The sequence below is a fragment of the Profundibacter amoris genome (genome assembly GCF_003544895.1).
Taxonomy (GTDB): Bacteria; Pseudomonadota; Alphaproteobacteria; order Rhodobacterales; family Rhodobacteraceae; genus Profundibacter; species Profundibacter amoris.
Genome location: NZ_CP032125.1, coordinates 589845 through 606129, shown reverse-complemented (window position 1 = coordinate 606129; position 16285 = coordinate 589845). Strand labels below are relative to the sequence as shown.

Below are 16285 nucleotides of genomic sequence, written 5' to 3'. Positions count from 1 at the left end.
TCTTCCTCCCAAAATTACGGCCCTTTTTGCCCGACCGCGACATATTGTCTCTACAATTGAGAGTTGCCCCCTTTGAGTCAAATTCTTTTATCTAGATGTTAAGGGAATCCGCAAAAATGTGTCCGGATCAGCCCATTTCACCGCATTTCGCTTCCAAATCGCGTAAAAAACGGGCATTAGCAAAACTCCCGCACTCTTTCAGGCCCTTTCACAATGCCCCAGAATCCCCCCTCCCTGCGCCCCGACCTTGCCCCCCGCGCTCGGATCAATGAACCGGCCCGCGACGGCCAGCTGCGCATCGGCATGGTGTCGCTTGGTTGCCCCAAGGCGCTGGTGGACAGCGAACGCATCCTGACCCGCTTGCGCGCCGAAGGCTACGCCATTTCCCCCGACTACACCGGCGCGGATGCGGTGATCGTCAACACCTGCGGCTTTCTGGACTCCGCCAAGGCCGAAAGCCTTGATGCCATCGGCGAGGCCCTGCGCGAAAACGGCCGCGTCATCGTCACCGGCTGTCTGGGGGCCGAGCCGGACTACATCCGTGAACACCACCCGCAGATCCTTGCGGTCACCGGCCCGCACCAATACGAACAGGTGCTGGACGCGGTGCATATGGCCGTGCCGCCGTCGCCCGATCCCTATATCGACCTGCTGCCGGCCAGCGGCGTCACCCTGACCCCGCGCCACTACAGCTATCTGAAGATTTCCGAGGGCTGCAACCACGCCTGCAAATTCTGCATCATCCCCGACATGCGCGGCCGCCTTGCCTCCCGCCCTGCCCATGCGGTGATGCGCGAGGCCGAAAAACTGGTCGAGGCCGGCGTCAAGGAACTGCTGGTGATCTCGCAGGATACCTCGGCCTATGGGCTGGACCTGAAATATGCGACGGAAAAGGGCCACCGCGCCCATATCACCGATCTGGCCCGCGATCTGGGATCGCTTGGCGCCTGGGTGCGGCTGCACTATGTCTACCCCTACCCCCATGTGCGCGACCTGATCCCGCTGATGGCGGATGGGCTGATCCTGCCCTACCTCGACATCCCGTTCCAGCACGCCCACCCCGACACGCTCAAACGCATGGCCCGCCCGGCTGCCGGTGCCAAAACGCTGGATGAAATAGCCGCATGGCGCGACATCTGCCCCGACATCACTCTGCGCAGCACCTTCATCGTCGGCTACCCCGGCGAAACCGAGGCCGAGTTCCAGACCCTGCTGGACTGGCTGGACCAGGCCCAACTGGACCGCGTCGGCTGCTTCCAGTACGAAAACGTCGCCGGCGCCCGCTCGAACGCCCTGCCCGACCATGTGCCGGAGGATGTGAAACAGGACCGCTGGGACCGGTTCATGGCCAAGGCACAAAGCATTTCCGAGGCCAAACTGGCGGCCAAGGTCGGCAAGGTCATGGACGTCATCGTTGACGAGGTAGACGAGGACGCCGCCACCTGCCGCACCATGGCCGACGCGCCGGAAATAGACGGGAACCTGTTTATTGATGAGGGGTTCGAGGGGTTGAAGGCAGGGGATATTGTGACGGTCGAGGTGGACGAGGCGGGGGAGTATGATCTTTGGGGGAAGATGGTTTGAACGAAGATGGTAATAAAACGGTGTTCTCACTCGGAGAATACATCATCGGTGGAGCCAATGTTGAAATAACATTGGGTGAATTCAATGATTTGAGGCAAAGCCGGGACATTATAAGGGCACTACGCGATATTGAAGACTTGTTCGCCCTTGTTGTCACTGCATTTACTGAACTTGAAAAATTCTTGTTATCTTCAAGTGTAGTGTATTTGACTGATCCTTTCGTCGAAGAAAATGATATGGAACGTTTTTTTGACAGATTTCGCGACACTTTAAACCTACACTTGCTATCATTATTTACCGCTGCACGAGCTTATGAAGAACAAACGTGTCAACGAATAAAAGAAATTTACAAAGCTAACTCTGAATTCAAGTACAATCCAAAGCCTGACTTTTCATTTTCTTTCGACAACAGCTTTGAATATCGAGTAATGTATGGGCTTCGCAATCACTGCTTACACGCCCAATTACCTATCGACGGATTTACATTTGGCAGGAGCGGGCAGTGGCAAGATGGCACGCCAACTTGGAATAAGCCAAGCAGATCGAGAATAACTATTAACCCATATTTTTCAGCACGTGAAATTATTGAATCACGTATTAATAAAAAAGTGAGGGATGAAGTCGAGAAATTAGACCTCGGAAAATTAGATATGAAATACTTGTTAAGAAACTATATTGCTCAGCTTTCAATAATCCATGGCAAGATCCGATCCAAAACTGAAAATGTGTTAGGTGAAGCATTAAAAAAACTCTTTGCTGCACAGGAAAAGCTCAGCAGCGAGGAAAACAACGAAGAAATCCGAAATCTATCACTATGGAAACAAGTAAACGGAAAGCTGATTGACCGGATTTACATTGAACCCTCTCGATTAGACCGCGTTGTAACCCTACGAAAACGATGGACAAGTCTCAATTATATTAATCGAGCTTACATCTCTTCCGAAACTATATTAATAAAAGATACTTACCCTAATGATGGCGCCGACGTTTACATCACCAAATAAGAACCATTTTGCAAAAATGCCAGCGCCCGACCGGGTGGGTGCTGAGTGCAGTATCGCCAAATCCACAACATCCGAGACTCCACAAACCTCACCCCACACCCAACCCTCGCAAAAGCGCCCGCCATGGGGCGGTCGGGCGCTGGCATTTTTGCAAAATGCCGGACAGGGGCAAACGTCGCAATCCTCCACACCCCTTTGTCATCCCCGCGCACGCGGGGACCTCCCACCACAAACGCCGCAATCCCCCTCACAACACCTCCCCGTTCGGCCCCACATCTTCCGGCCCTTCCAGAATCTTGGCCAGCCGCAATTCCACATAGCTGCGCAGAACCTGATTGATCAGTTCCTGATACCCCCGCCCCTTCTTTCTGAAAAACTTCACCACCGCCTCGTCCAGCCGCAGGGTGATCTTTTGCTTGGCGGGGGTGCAGCGGAACACCTCTTCCAGCGATTGCCAGTCCTCGGGCACATGCAGCGACATGTATTCGCGGCCATAGATCGTCAGATGCAGTTGCAACAGCGCCTCTTTGGCCGATTTCAGATGCGCCAGTTGCGCCCTGGTCGGTTTGCGTTTGTCCGGATGGCGGATCGGGTGGGGTTCGGGGACAGTCATTTGCGCTCCTGTATTTTGCGTTTTCGCCACCCTGACACGGCGGGTTTAACAGTCAGAAAATCCATCGCACGTTGCCATACGCAAACCCGACGTGGATCATACAGTTTCCAGACCGCCCTTTTCCCGCCTCACCCAAACGTCACCTGACAAGCCCGTCCCCCACCGCTATGCTCTGACTTATGCGCATATTCCTCTCCCTCCTGCTGATCCTGCTTGCCTCGCCATCCTTCGCCGAAAACCGGCTGGCGCAGGAATCCTCGCCCTACCTGCAACAGCACGCCGACAACCCCGTGGACTGGTATCCATGGGGACCGGAAGCGCTGGAAAAGGCGCAGGCCGAGGGGAAAATGATATTCGTATCCGTCGGTTACGCCTCCTGTCACTGGTGCCATGTGATGGAGGCCGAAAGTTTCGAGGACCCCGAAATCGCCGCCTATCTGAACGCGCATTTCGTCAGCATCAAGATCGACCGCGAACGCCGCCCCGATCTGGACGAACAGTTCATGCTGGTCACATCGGCCCTGACCGGCAGCGGCGGCTGGCCCAATTCCGTGTTCCTGACCCCCGATGCCGAACCCTTCTTTGCCGGCACCTATTTCCCGCCCGATGCTTTCCTGCAAACCCTTGAAACCATTGTAGATGTCTGGAAAACCGACAACGCCGCCCTGCGGGCCGAGGCCTTTGAAATCTCGCAAAACATGCGCGATTATCTGGACCAGACGGCAGTTCTGGGCGATGTCACCGACGCCGATATAAACGCCGCGGCCACCGCGATGCTGGGCAATCTGGACGACTTCAACGGCGGTTTCGGCACCGCGCCGAAATTCCCGCGTGAAAACCTGTTGCTGTTCCTGCTGGATCAAGCCGACCGCAGCGGCGATAGTGCCCTTATGCAGGCTGTCACCCTGACACTGGACGGGATGGTGCGCGGCGGTATCCATGATCACGTTGGTGGCGGGTTTCACCGCTATGCCACCGATCCCGAATGGAACATCCCGCATTTTGAAAAGATGCTGTATAATCAAGCGCTGATCGGGCGCCTTTTGCTGCACGCCTATTCCGCAACGGGCACCCCCGATTACGCCCGCGCCGCCACGCGGACCTTTGACTATGTGTTGCGCGAAATGCGCAGCCCCGAGGGCGCGTTTTACGCCGCACAGGATGCGGAATCACCGGGGCCGGACGGCAAGCTGCAAGAAGGCGCGTTCTATGTCTGGACGCCGGATCAGATCAAACAGGCCCTTGGCCCCGAAGCCCCTGCCATGAATGATATCCTCAACATCACCGAGGACGGAAATTTCGAAGGCGCCAGCGTCCTGTACACCAGTGACACCCCGCTAAAAGCAATCGCCGGACGTGATGGTATCCGCGACTTTGACGCCCTGCTTGAACAACTGCGAAACGCCCGTGAAACGCGCCAAAAACCGCTGACCGATCAAAAGGTCATTCTGGCATGGAACGCAGAAATGGTCATAACGCTGGCCCAAGCCAGCCGCGTTCTGAACCGCCCCGATTATGGGCAGGCCGCTGTGCAGGCCACCGAATTCATGCTGCAAAACATGTGGTTTGACGACGGGTTAAAACGCATCTGGTATCAGGGCGCGGCTGACACCGAGGCCCATCTGGTCGATTATGCCGCCCTTGGCCGTGCCCTGCTGGCACTGGACGATTACCTTGGCGGGGCGGAGTCCGACTGGCTGGGGATAGCCGACAGGCTGGCCGATGACATGCAGACCCTGTTTGCCGATGACCGGCAGGCGATGCGAATGAACGCGCAAACGGTCGGACTTGGCCCGATGCGCCCGCTGGATGACAACGAAATCGCCTCGGGTAACGCGCAGGCGCTGGAATTGCTGGCCGGCCTTGACCGCCGTCTGGCCCGCACCGGCGAGGCCGCGCCGAAACTGGCCGCGGCGTTGGCGGTAGATGCGATCAACGGGCCGGAACAGCGGGCGGCGATACTGACGGCCATTGCCACCGAACGAAACGGATTGACCGGCGCGATGCGGGTTTCAAACGGCGGGGCGGTGCGGGTGTTTGCATCGCTGGATGCCCATGGAAAACAACTTCTGCTCAGCATCGAGCCGCGCGAGGGCTGGCACATCAACGCGCATGAACCGTTGGAGGATTACCTGATCGGCATGGAACTGGCCGTGGCGCAAACACCGGTCGCCCTGTCCGCCTATCCCAAGGCCGAGATCAAGGAGCTGGGATTCAGTGAAACCCCGCTGTCACTATATGACACGTCCTTTGTGATGGCCGCCCAGATTGCACAAACCGGCGATAAACCCGTCACCATCCGCCTAACCCTTCAGGCCTGCAATGACGAAGTGTGCCTCCCCCCCGACGACATGCTTTTTCGGGTCTGGCCCTAACCGCGCAACTGCTCCAGATAGTGTTTCACACAGGTTTGCACATGGCGAAACCGGTCGCCGCCCAATTTCACCCCGCCATACCAGCGGGTCACAACGATGATGTGGTTTTGCAGCCCCTCGCGCTCAAGCATCCGCAAGATCATCATCCCCGCCCCGCTTTCGCCATCGTCGTTCTTGACCGGCCCGTCGGGCAATAGCGCCGCCCATGTGTTATGGGTTGCGCGGGCATATTTCTTGCCGCGTTTCAGCGCCTTGATAAACGCCTTGGCGGCCGCGCGATCAGCAACAGGGCCACCGCAAACCGCGTATCTGGATCCCTTGTCGCTGACCACATTTTCAAATTGCAGCACGCCTAGACCACCGTTGCCCCGAACAGATAACCAACACCAGCAGTTGCTGCCATTGCCAACGCCCCCCATAGGGTAACTCGCACGACTGCACGCATGACCGGCGAACCACCGGTGCGGGCCGACATGGCCCCCAATACGGCAAGTGCCACAAGGGATACACCGGTCGAAACCTCGGTAATTATCTCGTAAGGGGCCAGCAAAACCGAGGCGACCGGCAGTGCAGCCCCCGCCGTAAATGCCGCCGCCGAGGCCAGACCCGCCTGTATAGGTCGTGCCGTGACAACATGAGAAATTCCCAATTCGTCACGGGCATGTGCCCCCAACGCATCATGTTCCATCAGTTGCACAGCAACTTCGTCGGCCAAATCAGCGGTCAGACCGCGATCGACATAGATCTGCGCCAACTCGCGGCGCTCGAACTCGGGCTGCGCCTCAAGACCGCGTGCTTCACGGGCCAGATCGCTTTTCTCGGCATCCGCCTGCGAGCTGACCGAGACATATTCCCCGGCCGCCATCGACATGGCCCCAGCCACCAGACCGGCCACACCGGCCAGCAGGATTTCGGGCTGCCCCGCCCCGGCGCTGGCCACACCGGCAATCAGGCTGGCGGTTGATACGATCCCGTCGTTTGCGCCCAGAACGGCCGCCCGCAACCAGCCGATACGATCCACATAGTGGCGCTCCAGATGTGTCCATTCCATTGGGCTTGATCTTTCCATATTTCAATTACAACTTGGATACGGCTTGGCGAACGACTTGAAGCCGCTTTGCGTTAGGTGGATGCGAGCCAAGATATTTGTCACCCGGATCAGGAATGCGGTGAAAATACTGTGCACCTCTTAGCGGATTATAACCGGAATGGGCCGTAATCACCGTGCCCAATGCATCGGCCTCAAGCTCGTATTGTTTCGAGTATTTGCGGATTCCGATAAATGCACTGCGCTGTTCAGCACGTTCGATTGCCTTTGCGTCGCCCCCTTTGACGGCCGCCTGAAGCCCGCCAACCAGAAACCCCTCAAGGGCGCTATCACGGGTTTTCGATATATGTTCCAGAATATGGTGGGCAACCTCGTGTCCCAATACAAAGGCCAGCTCATCCTGATTTCGCGTCTCTTGGATCAATGCGCGTGTGAAAACAATGACCGGCTGATCCTTGTCATCCAAAGCCTGAAACGCATTTGCCGGCTGTTTCTTGCGGTTATCGATCAGGATTGTGAAATTGCATTTGGCGGTGATGGCCCTACGGCGACATTCACGTCGTGCAACAGGTTCCATACGGCGCACAACCGCCAGAAAATCCTGTATTTTGGAATTATTGCTGGCGGCAAAAGCAGAGACCGGGACAGGTGGCGGAACCGAGTCTTTTTCGGCCGGTTTCTCGGTGGTTGCTTCTACACATCCGGTAACAGCCAGGGCAGCAACCAGCATCACAAATCTGCGCATATTCACTTGTCCTTTTCAAACCTGACCCGAACCCTACCAAAAATGAAACCATTAGCCACCCCTATGCCAGCATGCCGATAGGAACATTTCTTGTGAACTGGCGAATGGGATACATAAGGGCCAGAAAACCGCCGATAGTATTGGCAAATTTATTTTTATTATGGGGAAAAGCTTTGAATTGGTAATCTCAACCGGGGATGGCCGCGAATCAACCTAAACGGTGACGTCGCAGCAAGAGGACGCGAAAATGAAAAAGAAAACGGCAATATGCCTGCTGGCAGGCAGTGTATCCGTAGTTCCGATAACTGCGGTGGGCGAAACCGGATATTATTTCGGTACCGGATTTTCATACCGAGTAATGAGTGCGCACCGCCTGAAGGATGAAAAGCGCTACATTCAAAGAAAACGTTCAAATCACGATATGGTTCTGGGATATCGAATCGAGAAAGGGCGGGTTTTCTTTGGACCGGAAATTAATGTTGAGCGATTTCGGCGAGGGTGGTTTCAGGATATGACCGTGCCTGTGAACTGCGAGGCAATTCAAAACGCATCTTATTACTGTTCGCGCCGTTCGACATACAGGGTGCGGGGAATATACGGTCGCAAGCTGGGGCAAAGAACAGAAGTATACGGCGCCCTCGGCATTGGTGTGATGAAAGGTTACGGCCCCATCCAACAGGGGCGGATCAGTCTGGGGATCAATGCCGGTGTTACGGTTGGCTTGGGCATTCAATACCCCATCCGTAGAAATGGCATGCTGAGGGCCGAGGTGGTTTATGACAATTTTGATCTGGTCGTTCAGCATCCCAAAGGACCGGATGGGCAGCGTTATTCACCATCCTATGAGGCAACAACAATCAAGGTGAGTTACATTATGAGCTTCTAGGGTTTTGGAAGCGGGTGTATCACCCAATCCTGAAAACCTTGTCCCGCGAAGTTGCGCCTCGGATCAGGGTCAGACGCGTTTTCGGCACGCCCAATGCCTTGGCCAGCAGTTTAGCCACTTCCTTGGTCGCCTTCCCCCCTTCGGGAACCGTAGTGACATAAACACGAATGTTGCTATCCTCGATTATTATCCGGTTGCGCGACGCCTTGGGCGTTACCCGCACAGCAATCTCGGCACCGTCTTGGGCCAGTTGTGATAGTGCACCTTTATCCAAGCATTCCCCCTAGGTTAATACAGCTGGGTTTATCATTCTTATCCCATTGGGCACCACAATTGTCTAAAGGCAAAATTCGGTGTTGATCCAGGTCAATTGATTATTCTTATTCTAAATCAAAGAAGAATTTTCAAACCTCTGCAAGTTAGACTTATTATAATTTGGAGGACAATATGAAAACCCTGATCCCGATCCTGCTTGTTTCCACGGCTATGACTGGCGCGGCTTTCGCCGATGATTTACGCGCTACAGCGCTAGAGCAGTTCAAGCCTTTGCCATCAACCGTGCCCAATGTGGCAGACAACCCGACATCGCCAGAAAAAGTCGATCTGGGGCGGGCGTTGTTCTTTGATCCGCGCCTGTCTGCCTCGGGTGTATTCAGCTGTTATTCCTGCCATAACCTGACCACAGGTGGCGATGACAACCTTGAAACATCCATCGGCCACGGCTGGCAAAAAGGCCCGCGCAATTCCCCAACGGTTTTGAATTCGGTTCTGAACGAAGCCCAGTTCTGGGACGGGCGCGCAGACGACCTGAAAGCTCAAGCCAAGGGGCCGATCCAGGCTGGCGTCGAAATGGCCAATACACCGGAAAATGTGGTGGTGACACTGAACAGTATGCCCGATTATGTTGCCATGTTTGGCACAGCATTTGCGGATGATGCCGAACCGGTTTCCTTTGACAACATGGCCCGCGCGATCGAAAGCTTCGAAGCGACCCTGATCACCCCTGCCCCGTTCGACGCATATCTGAATGGTGACGACACAGCGCTGAACGATGATGAAAAGGCAGGGCTGGCCCTGTTTATCGACAAGGGCTGCTCTTCCTGTCACAGCGGTGTCAACGTCGGCGGGCACGGATATTACCCTTTCGGCCTGGTTGAAAAACCCGGTGCGGACATTCTGCCGGTTGGTGACAAAGGGCGCTTCAAGGTTACGGAAACAGTCGACGACGAATATGTTTTCCGCGCCGCCCCCTTGCGAAACGTAACTGTTACTGCCCCCTATTTCCATTCCGGCAAGGTTTGGGATTTGAAAGTCGCGGTGCAGATAATGGCGGAATCCCAGTTGGGGGAAGAGCTAAGCGACACTGAAACCGACCAGATCGTTGCCTTCCTTGGCACATTGGAAGGGGCTGTTCCCCCGGTTACGCTCCCGACACTTCCGGCGGAAACCGCATCCACTCCGCGCCCAACGGCCGAAGTGAAATAAACAGCAAACCAAATGTGCCGGCAGGGTCAAACTTGCCGGCACTTTCTATCTGCGCACCGGCGCCGACATCTGGTACATCCGGTAAACTGCAATCGCGTTGTTCACGGCATCACCAGCCCTGTTAATCCGCAAGGGTCCGAATTTATTTCGCCCGACCTGATAAGTGATAGACACAGGATCACTGCTGTCAGCGGTTTCAAAAACCACCCGCGCCGTTACCCCGTGAGCACGGAACGCGCGTTGCACCACGTTTGACAATTCCCGCTGTGTAAAGGATTTCTGCCGGCCCGTGGTCCAGCGAATATGTGCCACAATTTCGGTTGCCACCGCTTCGCCCCGATAAATCGCCTCGTCGTTTAAAGTGCGGGCAAGCGGACGCAGGGCGGGGTTTTTCGTCAGCATATAGGCCACAACCATCGTAGTTGTCGGCAAAGCGATCACAAGGATGATCGCAATCAGGATCGAGCTGTTCTTGATTTCCATCACACCCCGACCCTAGGCCGCAAGGGTTGTTATTTGGTGAACGGGCTTTGGAAATCCGCAGCCATGCGCAATTCGCGTAAAGGGCGGACCCGCCGGATGGAGTCCTGATATAGCGGATGCGCCTTATAGGCCGCCAGCGCAGCTTCATCCGCGAATTCGCCGTAAACCACCACATCGACCGCATCCGACAAATCGTCAGAATGCAGGTTCGGTTCAACTTCCAGTCGGGTGGCGTGGGGGATATCCCGCAGGATCCGCAGACCCGACAGAATATCCCCGATGTCGTCCTTGTTCTTGGCGATAAAGAACACGATGTGACGTATCATTGAGGGCCTCAATGCTGTGTGAATTGACGAAAGGCGCGGTTACTCCCGCACCAACCTCTCGTAATCCGCAGCGATGTCGCGCGCAAGGGCCCCGACCTCGAAATTGTAATCGCCGATCTGCCCCACCGGTGTAACCTCGGCGGCGGTGCCCGTCAGCCAGCATTGTTCAAACCCTTCCAGTTCTTCGGGCATGATGTGGCGCTCGTGCACCTTGATGCCTTTTTCCTGCAACATGCCGATCACCGTCTGGCGGGTGATGCCGTTCAGAAAACAGTCGGGTTTGGGTGTATGCACCTCGCCATCCTTGACGAAAAAGATATTCGCGCCGGTGGCTTCGGCCACATAGCCGCGATAGTCGAACATCATCGCGTCCGAACAACCCTTGGCCTCGGCCGCGTGTTTGGACATGGTGCAGATCATATAGAGACCGGCCGCCTTGGCCTGACAGGGGATGGTTTCGGGGCTGGGACGTTTCCATTTGGAAATGTCCAGTTTTGCGCCCTTGGTTTTCGCATCGCCGTAATAGGCGCCCCATTCCCATGCGGCAATCGCCAGGTGGACAGGATTACGTGCAGATGCAACCCCCATATCTTCGCCAGCGCCACGCCATGCGATGGCCCGAATATAGGCGTCTTTCAGACGGCTGGCCCGCAGAACCTGTGCCTTAACCTGTTCGATTTCATCCACGCTCCACTGGATTTCAAAATCAATCAGCTTGGCCGAACGATGCAACCGTTCTGTATGCTCGCGGCTTTTGAAAATCTTGCCGTTGTAGGCACGCTCGCCCTCAAACACGCTTGAAGCATAATGCATCGCATGGGTCAGAATATGGACCTTGGCATCGCGCCAGCGGGTCATCATCCCGTCCATCCAGATGGTTCCATCGCGGTCATCATATGCGCCTGACATTGGGTCGTCCTTTCCGGTCATCGCCGATCTTCGGCCTTCAGTTTTTCATTTATTGCGCAAACTAGGTCCGCTTAGGGCATAATATTGCGCAAAATCTGTAGATTGTTACGAATTGATTCTTGGAATGTCAACAACACTGACGTAAAATCAGGCAAACCGAAAGAAAACGTGATCAGGGGGTATTATGGCGCAAGATGCAAGATCGGGGGGCGAGGCGCTGTTGTTCCTGACCGATGAACAATTGCGCAAGGGGATCGAGGCGATGTTCTTTGCCTATCGCGGATTCACCGCAGATCCGGACAGGATACTAAACAATTACTCCTATGGTCGGGCGCACCACCGCGCCGTGCATTTCATCCATCGCAGCCCCGGCACCACTGTCAATAACCTGCTGGGCATTCTGGGGGTGACCAAACAATCGCTGAACCGCGTGTTGCGCACCCTGATCGAGGACGGTCTGGTCGAAAGCCGCGTTGGCACCCGCGACAAACGCGAACGCCACCTGTTCCTGACCGAGGCAGGCATCGCGCTGGAACGTGAATTGTCCGACGCCCAGCGCAAGCGGATGCGCGATGCTTACCGCGCGGTCGGGCCGGATGCGGTGGCCGGATTTCGCAAAGTGCTTGAGGCGATGATGGAGCCGGAGTACCGTCGCTACTTCAAGTCCCTGAAAGAGGGTGAGTCATGAACGACACCCCCGAAGCGCACCTGCTGATCGTAGACGATGACGAACGCATCCGCGGGCTGTTGCAAAAATTCCTGATCCGTCACGGGTTCTGGGTGACGGCAGCACGGGACGCCGAACATGCGCGCCGCATCCTGTCGGGGCTGGAATTCGACATGATCGTGATGGATGTGATGATGCCGGGCGAGGATGGCATCAGCCTGACCAGCAGCCTGCGCGAAGGCGGCGTCACCACCCCCATCCTGCTGCTGACGGCCAAGGGCGAAACCGAGGACCGGATCACCGGGCTTGAGGCTGGTGCAGACGACTATCTGGCCAAACCGTTTGAACCCAAGGAGCTGCTGTTGCGCCTGAATGCCATTTTACGGCGAATGCCGGCGGATACGCTTGCCGATCAAGGGCCGAAGATGCTGCATCTGGGGCCGGTGCGCTATAATGTGGAACGCGGCGAGATGTGGCGCGGCGAGGAACTGGTGCGACTGACCTCGACCGAAAGCGCCTTGATGAAAATCTTTGCAAGCTGTCCGAATGAACCGGTCAGCCGCGCCAAACTGGTCGAGGATCTGGGCCGTGATACCGGACAGGCACAGGAACGGGCGGTGGACGTGCAGATCACCCGCTTGCGCCGCAAGATCGAAACAGACCCCAAACAGCCCCGTTACCTGCAAACCGTGCGCGGCGAGGGCTATATGCTGGCCCCGGAATAGGAACGGATTGCCCCTAAAAGCATTGTTCGGGGATCATGTTGCGGGGCCATTTATCAACAGAATAAAGGCCAATTGCACTGTAAAACGTTTTAACGGCCTGTGCTGGTCCTTGGGTAATTTCGCCTTGCCGTGTTAGAAAATTGATCTCGCAAACCCTGTGATCATCGGGATCACCACCATAGTTCCATTCATATTTTACGCCAGCCACAACGTATCGGGCATATTTGTAGCCATCCGTCTTGCGATAGGCGATGGTCAGGGTTTTCTCCATTTTTTCAGGGTCGGATTTGCGCGCAAACGAGCGGACCATAACCGAACCATTGTCGGCCAGCGCAATTGTCGGGTCGGGATCGGGGTAATTCCGCCCCTCGACCAAATCTTCGGCAAAAAGAGAATTGGCCCATGACCCGTCTGTCCAGCGGGTAAAGATCGAAAGCACCGGTTCGTCCAGCATAAATAGAACGATGCGATCATTATCGCCGTCCTGGGTGAGATCAGTCGAGATGAACCCGAGAACTTGATCCGCATTGATCTCTACGGTTTCGGCGGCTGCGAGGGTCGGAAACAGGCTAAGCAGGATACTGATAAAACGCATGATAGTCCTTAGGGGTTGGGGAAACATTCGGAGGGCGGTTCGCCATCCCACAGATCAATCGGGCCGCTGCCGGATTTGGTGTGGATTTCAATTGGTCGCAGAAACGTGCCTCTGGTGCGTTCCCCTTTACCGGTTAGCAGATTCACGTCGCAAGTTCCGCTTTTTTCAGGGTCCAGTGTATCATGCCAATAGTAGGTAAATCCTGCGAGCACAAATGTGTCGTTGCGCCAAGCCACCGTTAGAGTCTGCTGCCAACGTTCACGGCCGATGGAATCGTTTACCGAGTGGATCAGTAACGAGCCATTCGGACTGACTGTAATTTCCGGCCCTTGCCCACCCGGACCAACCCATATCACCGATTTTGCTTTGGTGCGCAGGTCAAGCCGCCCATCTGCTGTGCGGACCCAGATGTTTAGATCAGCCCCCCCACCTTCTTCTGTTACGCTTAATTCAGCGCGGTCGGTCAACCCGTCGCCAGTCAGATCGCTTGCAACAAATCCCAGAACCTGGCTGTCGCCGACAGATGGGGTTTCAGCCATTGCGAGTGTTGGAAACAGATAAAACAGGAAAATGATTAAACGCATCGGGACTATCCTTACTTAAAACTCAAGCGGTTCACACTCTTTTGGAAACGACTGGACCCAGACATCAATCGGTACAACCGTCACATCGGTCTCGGAAACGCCGACATCCGACACCCCGTTGGCCCTCTGGCCGAATTCAATGCGTCCCGACAGCAAATCCGCTTTGCAGATGTGAATCGTCCCAGTGCCAATATCGAACCAGTCGTAGGAAAACCCGGCCAATACGAAAACGCCATTGTGCGGTGCAATCGTCAGGCTCTGCGTCCATGATTTTCGCGGGTTTCGCCGGTCAGTCGAAAACACCTCCAGAGCGCCATTTTCATCAACAAACAGCTGTGGCTTTTCACCGTCACCCCCGACCCAGACCAATGCTTTGGCAATCACATCCTGCTTTAATGAACCATCCGGCTGGCCCAGTAAAATCGCAAGGTCGGCCGTCCCGCCTTCCGGTATTTCCGTCAGTCTGGCCTGATCGGGCAAGCCATCGCCATTCAGATCAGCATCCAGAGATACAGCAAAACCCTGAGCCAATGATGCGGTGGGCACAAGCAACAAGAACAAAATAATAAAACGCATTCGGGAAATCCGGTTCGGTAAAATTTACAGGTATGCCATTATTCCCTCTACTTCGGTCAATGGCCACCAATTTGTTCACCGGCCTGACAGCCCGACGAAAATTATCTACTGTTTAATAAAAAAATGCCGCCCCGAGGACAAGAGGCGGCATTTTCAGGACCGGATGATAGTGCCGGTTACGCAGCCATATCAATTCCGGTTATTTCCGCATTGGCCACCAGTTCCTGAACAAACGCATTCGCGGCACTGGCCCATGCGGCCTTTTCCAGCATTTCGCCGATCTGTTCCCTGACCTGATCAAAGGGCAGCACGTCACCCACAGCCTTGGCGTCCAGCCGCAGGATGTGGATGCCGTAACGGGATTTGACAGGCTCGGGGTTGATCACACCCGCCTCCATCGCATCCATTGCCCCCTCGAATTCCGGCACCGTGTCGCCGGTGACGATCTGGCCCAATTGCCCGCCGGACTCGCGCGAGGGGCAATCGCTCAGCTCTTTGGCCAGTGACGCGAAATCCTTGGGGTTGGCGCGCAACGTGGCAAGGGCTGCTTCGGCTTTTTGCAACGCCTCCGTCCATGCCTCGGTGTCTGCCGGATCAGCCGCGAACAGGATGTGCGAAGGTTCGTACAATGTGGGCGCGCGGAACATATCGGGCTGCGCGTCGTAAACCTTGCGCATGTCATCAACGCTTGGCACCTTGGGGGTCACCGCCAGATCCAGCAATTCGCGGATCAGCGATTCATCTTCGGTTTCAAACTTGCCGGGCTCCAGTTCCTTGGGCTGCGGCTGCAGGTCACGCTTGCGCGCCTCTTGCAACAGCAACTCGCGGATCACCAGAGCCCGGGCACCGTCGCGCCAAGCCCAGCCGGGCTTGTCCTTGGGGGCGTTGTGGTTCTGGGCCTCTGCCGCGATATCCGCGGCAGAGATTTCTTGTCCGTTCACGAAAACATCCGGGAACAGGGGTTTGCGCTCGGTGCTCATTTTGCTGCTTTCCGGCGCGAACGCACGATCTGGTACCCCTTGCGCAGCGGTGTCACATAGCGCACGGGAACCGAGAGCATGTGAACCAGCCGTGTGAAGGGGAACAGCAGGAAGATGGTCAGACCCAGAAGGATATGTATCTTGAAGACAATCGACACATCCTGAATGTAGCTGGCCGCATTGCCATCAAAGTAGAAGATACCCTGCGCCCATGACATCAGTTTGAGCATTTCCTCGCCATCCAGATGCTGCATGGAAACAAAGATCGTGCTGACACCCAGCACCAGTTGCAACAGCAACAGGATCAGGATGCCGGTGTCGGCAAAGCTGGAGTTCTTGGCGATCCGTGGATCCCCCAGACGACGCATCAACAGCATTCCGCCGCCAACCAGCGCCATGATACCGGCAATACCACCGGCGGTCATCGCCAGAATTTGCTTGGCTGTGTGGCTGATCCCGAGGGCATCAAATATCCAGACAGGTGTCAGAAGACCCACCAGATGGCCACCAAAGATGATCAACACACCCACATGGAACAGCACCGAGCCGACAATCAGCTGTTTGCGGCGCAAAAGCTGGCTGGAGGAGGATTTCCATGTGAAAGGGTCACGTTCATATCGCGCGATCGAGCCGATCAACAGCACTGTTAACGCAATGTAGGGGTAAGTTCCGAACAGAAATTGGTTCATTATTCTGTCTC

20 protein-coding genes are annotated in these 16285 nt (G+C 55.7%); 7 read left to right on the top strand and 13 right to left on the bottom strand.

The genetic code is table 11. The annotated features are described in order from the left end of the window. Positions 1–213: 213 nt before the first annotated feature. Entirely contained in the window at positions 214–1584 is a 1371-nt protein-coding gene (rimO, locus tag BAR1_RS02975) for a 30S ribosomal protein S12 methylthiotransferase RimO (protein WP_118941640.1), read from the top strand. Next, on the top strand, positions 1581–2588 hold the full coding sequence (locus tag BAR1_RS02970) for a hypothetical protein (protein WP_118941639.1): 1008 nt from the start codon (positions 1581–1583) through the stop codon (positions 2586–2588). The genes rimO and BAR1_RS02970 overlap by 4 nt, the downstream gene beginning before the upstream one ends. 247 nt (positions 2589–2835) lie before the next feature. Here the strand turns inward: BAR1_RS02970 and BAR1_RS02965 are convergent, their stop codons facing one another. Beyond that, positions 2836–3201 carry a BrnA antitoxin family protein gene (locus BAR1_RS02965; RefSeq protein WP_118941638.1) on the bottom strand — a complete coding sequence of 122 codons (366 nt, stop codon included), beginning with the start codon at positions 3199–3201 and terminating at the stop codon, positions 2836–2838. Between the two features lie 179 nt (positions 3202–3380). Here BAR1_RS02965 and BAR1_RS02960 point away from each other — a divergent pair, with 179 nt between their 5' ends. After that, positions 3381–5576, top strand: coding sequence for a DUF255 domain-containing protein (locus tag BAR1_RS02960; protein WP_118941637.1), 2196 nt, complete (start codon positions 3381–3383; stop codon positions 5574–5576). Here BAR1_RS02960 and BAR1_RS02955 read toward each other — a convergent pair. The 3 genes from BAR1_RS02955 to BAR1_RS02945 are packed head-to-tail and all read right to left on the bottom strand — an operon-like array spanning position 5573 to position 7369. Then, a complete protein-coding gene (locus BAR1_RS02955) occupies positions 5573–5926 on the bottom strand; it encodes a YigZ family protein (RefSeq protein WP_118941636.1) in 354 nt (117 codons plus the stop codon). The two genes, BAR1_RS02960 and BAR1_RS02955, sit on opposite strands and share 4 nt — an antisense overlap. A gap of 2 nt (positions 5927–5928) precedes the next feature. After that, positions 5929–6627, bottom strand: coding sequence for a VIT1/CCC1 transporter family protein (locus BAR1_RS02950; protein ID WP_118941635.1), 699 nt, complete (start codon positions 6625–6627; stop codon positions 5929–5931). Positions 6628–6652: 25 nt separating this feature from the next. Further along, complete coding sequence (locus BAR1_RS02945; protein WP_228408702.1) at positions 6653–7369, bottom strand: M48 family metallopeptidase; 717 nt, start codon at positions 7367–7369, stop codon at positions 6653–6655. 247 nt (positions 7370–7616) lie between these two features. Between BAR1_RS02945 and BAR1_RS02940 the strand changes: the two genes are divergently transcribed. Next, the gene (locus tag BAR1_RS02940; protein WP_118941634.1) at positions 7617–8255 is read left to right on the top strand and encodes a hypothetical protein; all 639 of its coding nucleotides are present in this window, start codon (positions 7617–7619) and stop codon (positions 8253–8255) included. A 19-nt stretch (positions 8256–8274) separates the two neighbouring features. Here the strand turns inward: BAR1_RS02940 and BAR1_RS02935 are convergent, their stop codons facing one another. Next, the gene (locus tag BAR1_RS02935; protein ID WP_118941633.1) at positions 8275–8529 is read right to left on the bottom strand and encodes a DUF167 domain-containing protein; all 255 of its coding nucleotides are present in this window, start codon (positions 8527–8529) and stop codon (positions 8275–8277) included. Positions 8530–8702: 173 nt separating this feature from the next. On the opposite strand from BAR1_RS02935, the gene BAR1_RS02930 reads away from it, so the two are divergent. Continuing rightward, a complete protein-coding gene (locus BAR1_RS02930) occupies positions 8703–9740 on the top strand; it encodes a cytochrome-c peroxidase (protein ID WP_118941632.1) in 1038 nt (345 codons plus the stop codon). Between the two features lie 45 nt (positions 9741–9785). Here BAR1_RS02930 and BAR1_RS02925 read toward each other — a convergent pair whose 3' ends face one another. Genes BAR1_RS02925 through BAR1_RS02915 form a run of 3 tightly spaced genes read right to left on the bottom strand, consistent with a single transcriptional unit; the run spans position 9786 to position 11458 of the window. After that, complete coding sequence (locus tag BAR1_RS02925) at positions 9786–10223, bottom strand: hypothetical protein (protein ID WP_118941631.1); 438 nt, start codon at positions 10221–10223, stop codon at positions 9786–9788. 29 nt (positions 10224–10252) lie between these two features. After that, positions 10253–10549 (bottom strand): Dabb family protein, encoded by a 297-nt coding sequence (locus BAR1_RS02920; RefSeq protein ID WP_118941630.1) that lies wholly within the window; start codon positions 10547–10549, stop codon positions 10253–10255. 39 nt (positions 10550–10588) lie between these two features. Continuing rightward, positions 10589–11458 (bottom strand): branched-chain amino acid aminotransferase, encoded by an 870-nt coding sequence (locus BAR1_RS02915; protein WP_118941629.1) that lies wholly within the window; start codon positions 11456–11458, stop codon positions 10589–10591. Positions 11459–11642: 184 nt separating this feature from the next. Here BAR1_RS02915 and BAR1_RS02910 point away from each other — a divergent pair, with 184 nt between their 5' ends. Both BAR1_RS02910 and BAR1_RS02905 read left to right on the top strand, forming a co-directional pair. Continuing rightward, positions 11643–12146, top strand: coding sequence for a MarR family winged helix-turn-helix transcriptional regulator (locus BAR1_RS02910; RefSeq protein WP_118941628.1), 504 nt, complete (start codon positions 11643–11645; stop codon positions 12144–12146). Continuing rightward, positions 12143–12850, top strand: coding sequence for a response regulator (locus BAR1_RS02905; RefSeq protein ID WP_118941627.1), 708 nt, complete (start codon positions 12143–12145; stop codon positions 12848–12850). Before BAR1_RS02910 ends, BAR1_RS02905 begins: the two co-directional genes overlap by 4 nt. 13 nt (positions 12851–12863) lie before the next feature. Here BAR1_RS02905 and BAR1_RS02900 read toward each other — a convergent pair whose 3' ends face one another. The 5 genes from BAR1_RS02900 to narI form a co-directional block, all read right to left on the bottom strand. Then, positions 12864–13445 carry a hypothetical protein gene (locus BAR1_RS02900; RefSeq protein WP_118941626.1) on the bottom strand — a complete coding sequence of 194 codons (582 nt, stop codon included), beginning with the start codon at positions 13443–13445 and terminating at the stop codon, positions 12864–12866. Positions 13446–13453: 8 nt separating this feature from the next. Then, positions 13454–14029 carry a hypothetical protein gene (locus BAR1_RS02895; protein ID WP_118941625.1) on the bottom strand — a complete coding sequence of 192 codons (576 nt, stop codon included), beginning with the start codon at positions 14027–14029 and terminating at the stop codon, positions 13454–13456. 15 nt (positions 14030–14044) lie between these two features. Further along, on the bottom strand, positions 14045–14605 hold the full coding sequence (locus tag BAR1_RS02890; protein ID WP_118941624.1) for a hypothetical protein: 561 nt from the start codon (positions 14603–14605) through the stop codon (positions 14045–14047). A 176-nt stretch (positions 14606–14781) separates the two neighbouring features. Next, complete coding sequence (locus BAR1_RS02885) at positions 14782–15585, bottom strand: peptidylprolyl isomerase (RefSeq protein WP_118941623.1); 804 nt, start codon at positions 15583–15585, stop codon at positions 14782–14784. Then, positions 15582–16274, bottom strand: coding sequence for a respiratory nitrate reductase subunit gamma (gene narI / locus BAR1_RS02880; protein ID WP_118941622.1), 693 nt, complete (start codon positions 16272–16274; stop codon positions 15582–15584). The genes BAR1_RS02885 and narI overlap by 4 nt, the downstream gene beginning before the upstream one ends. Positions 16275–16285 lie beyond the last annotated feature (11 nt).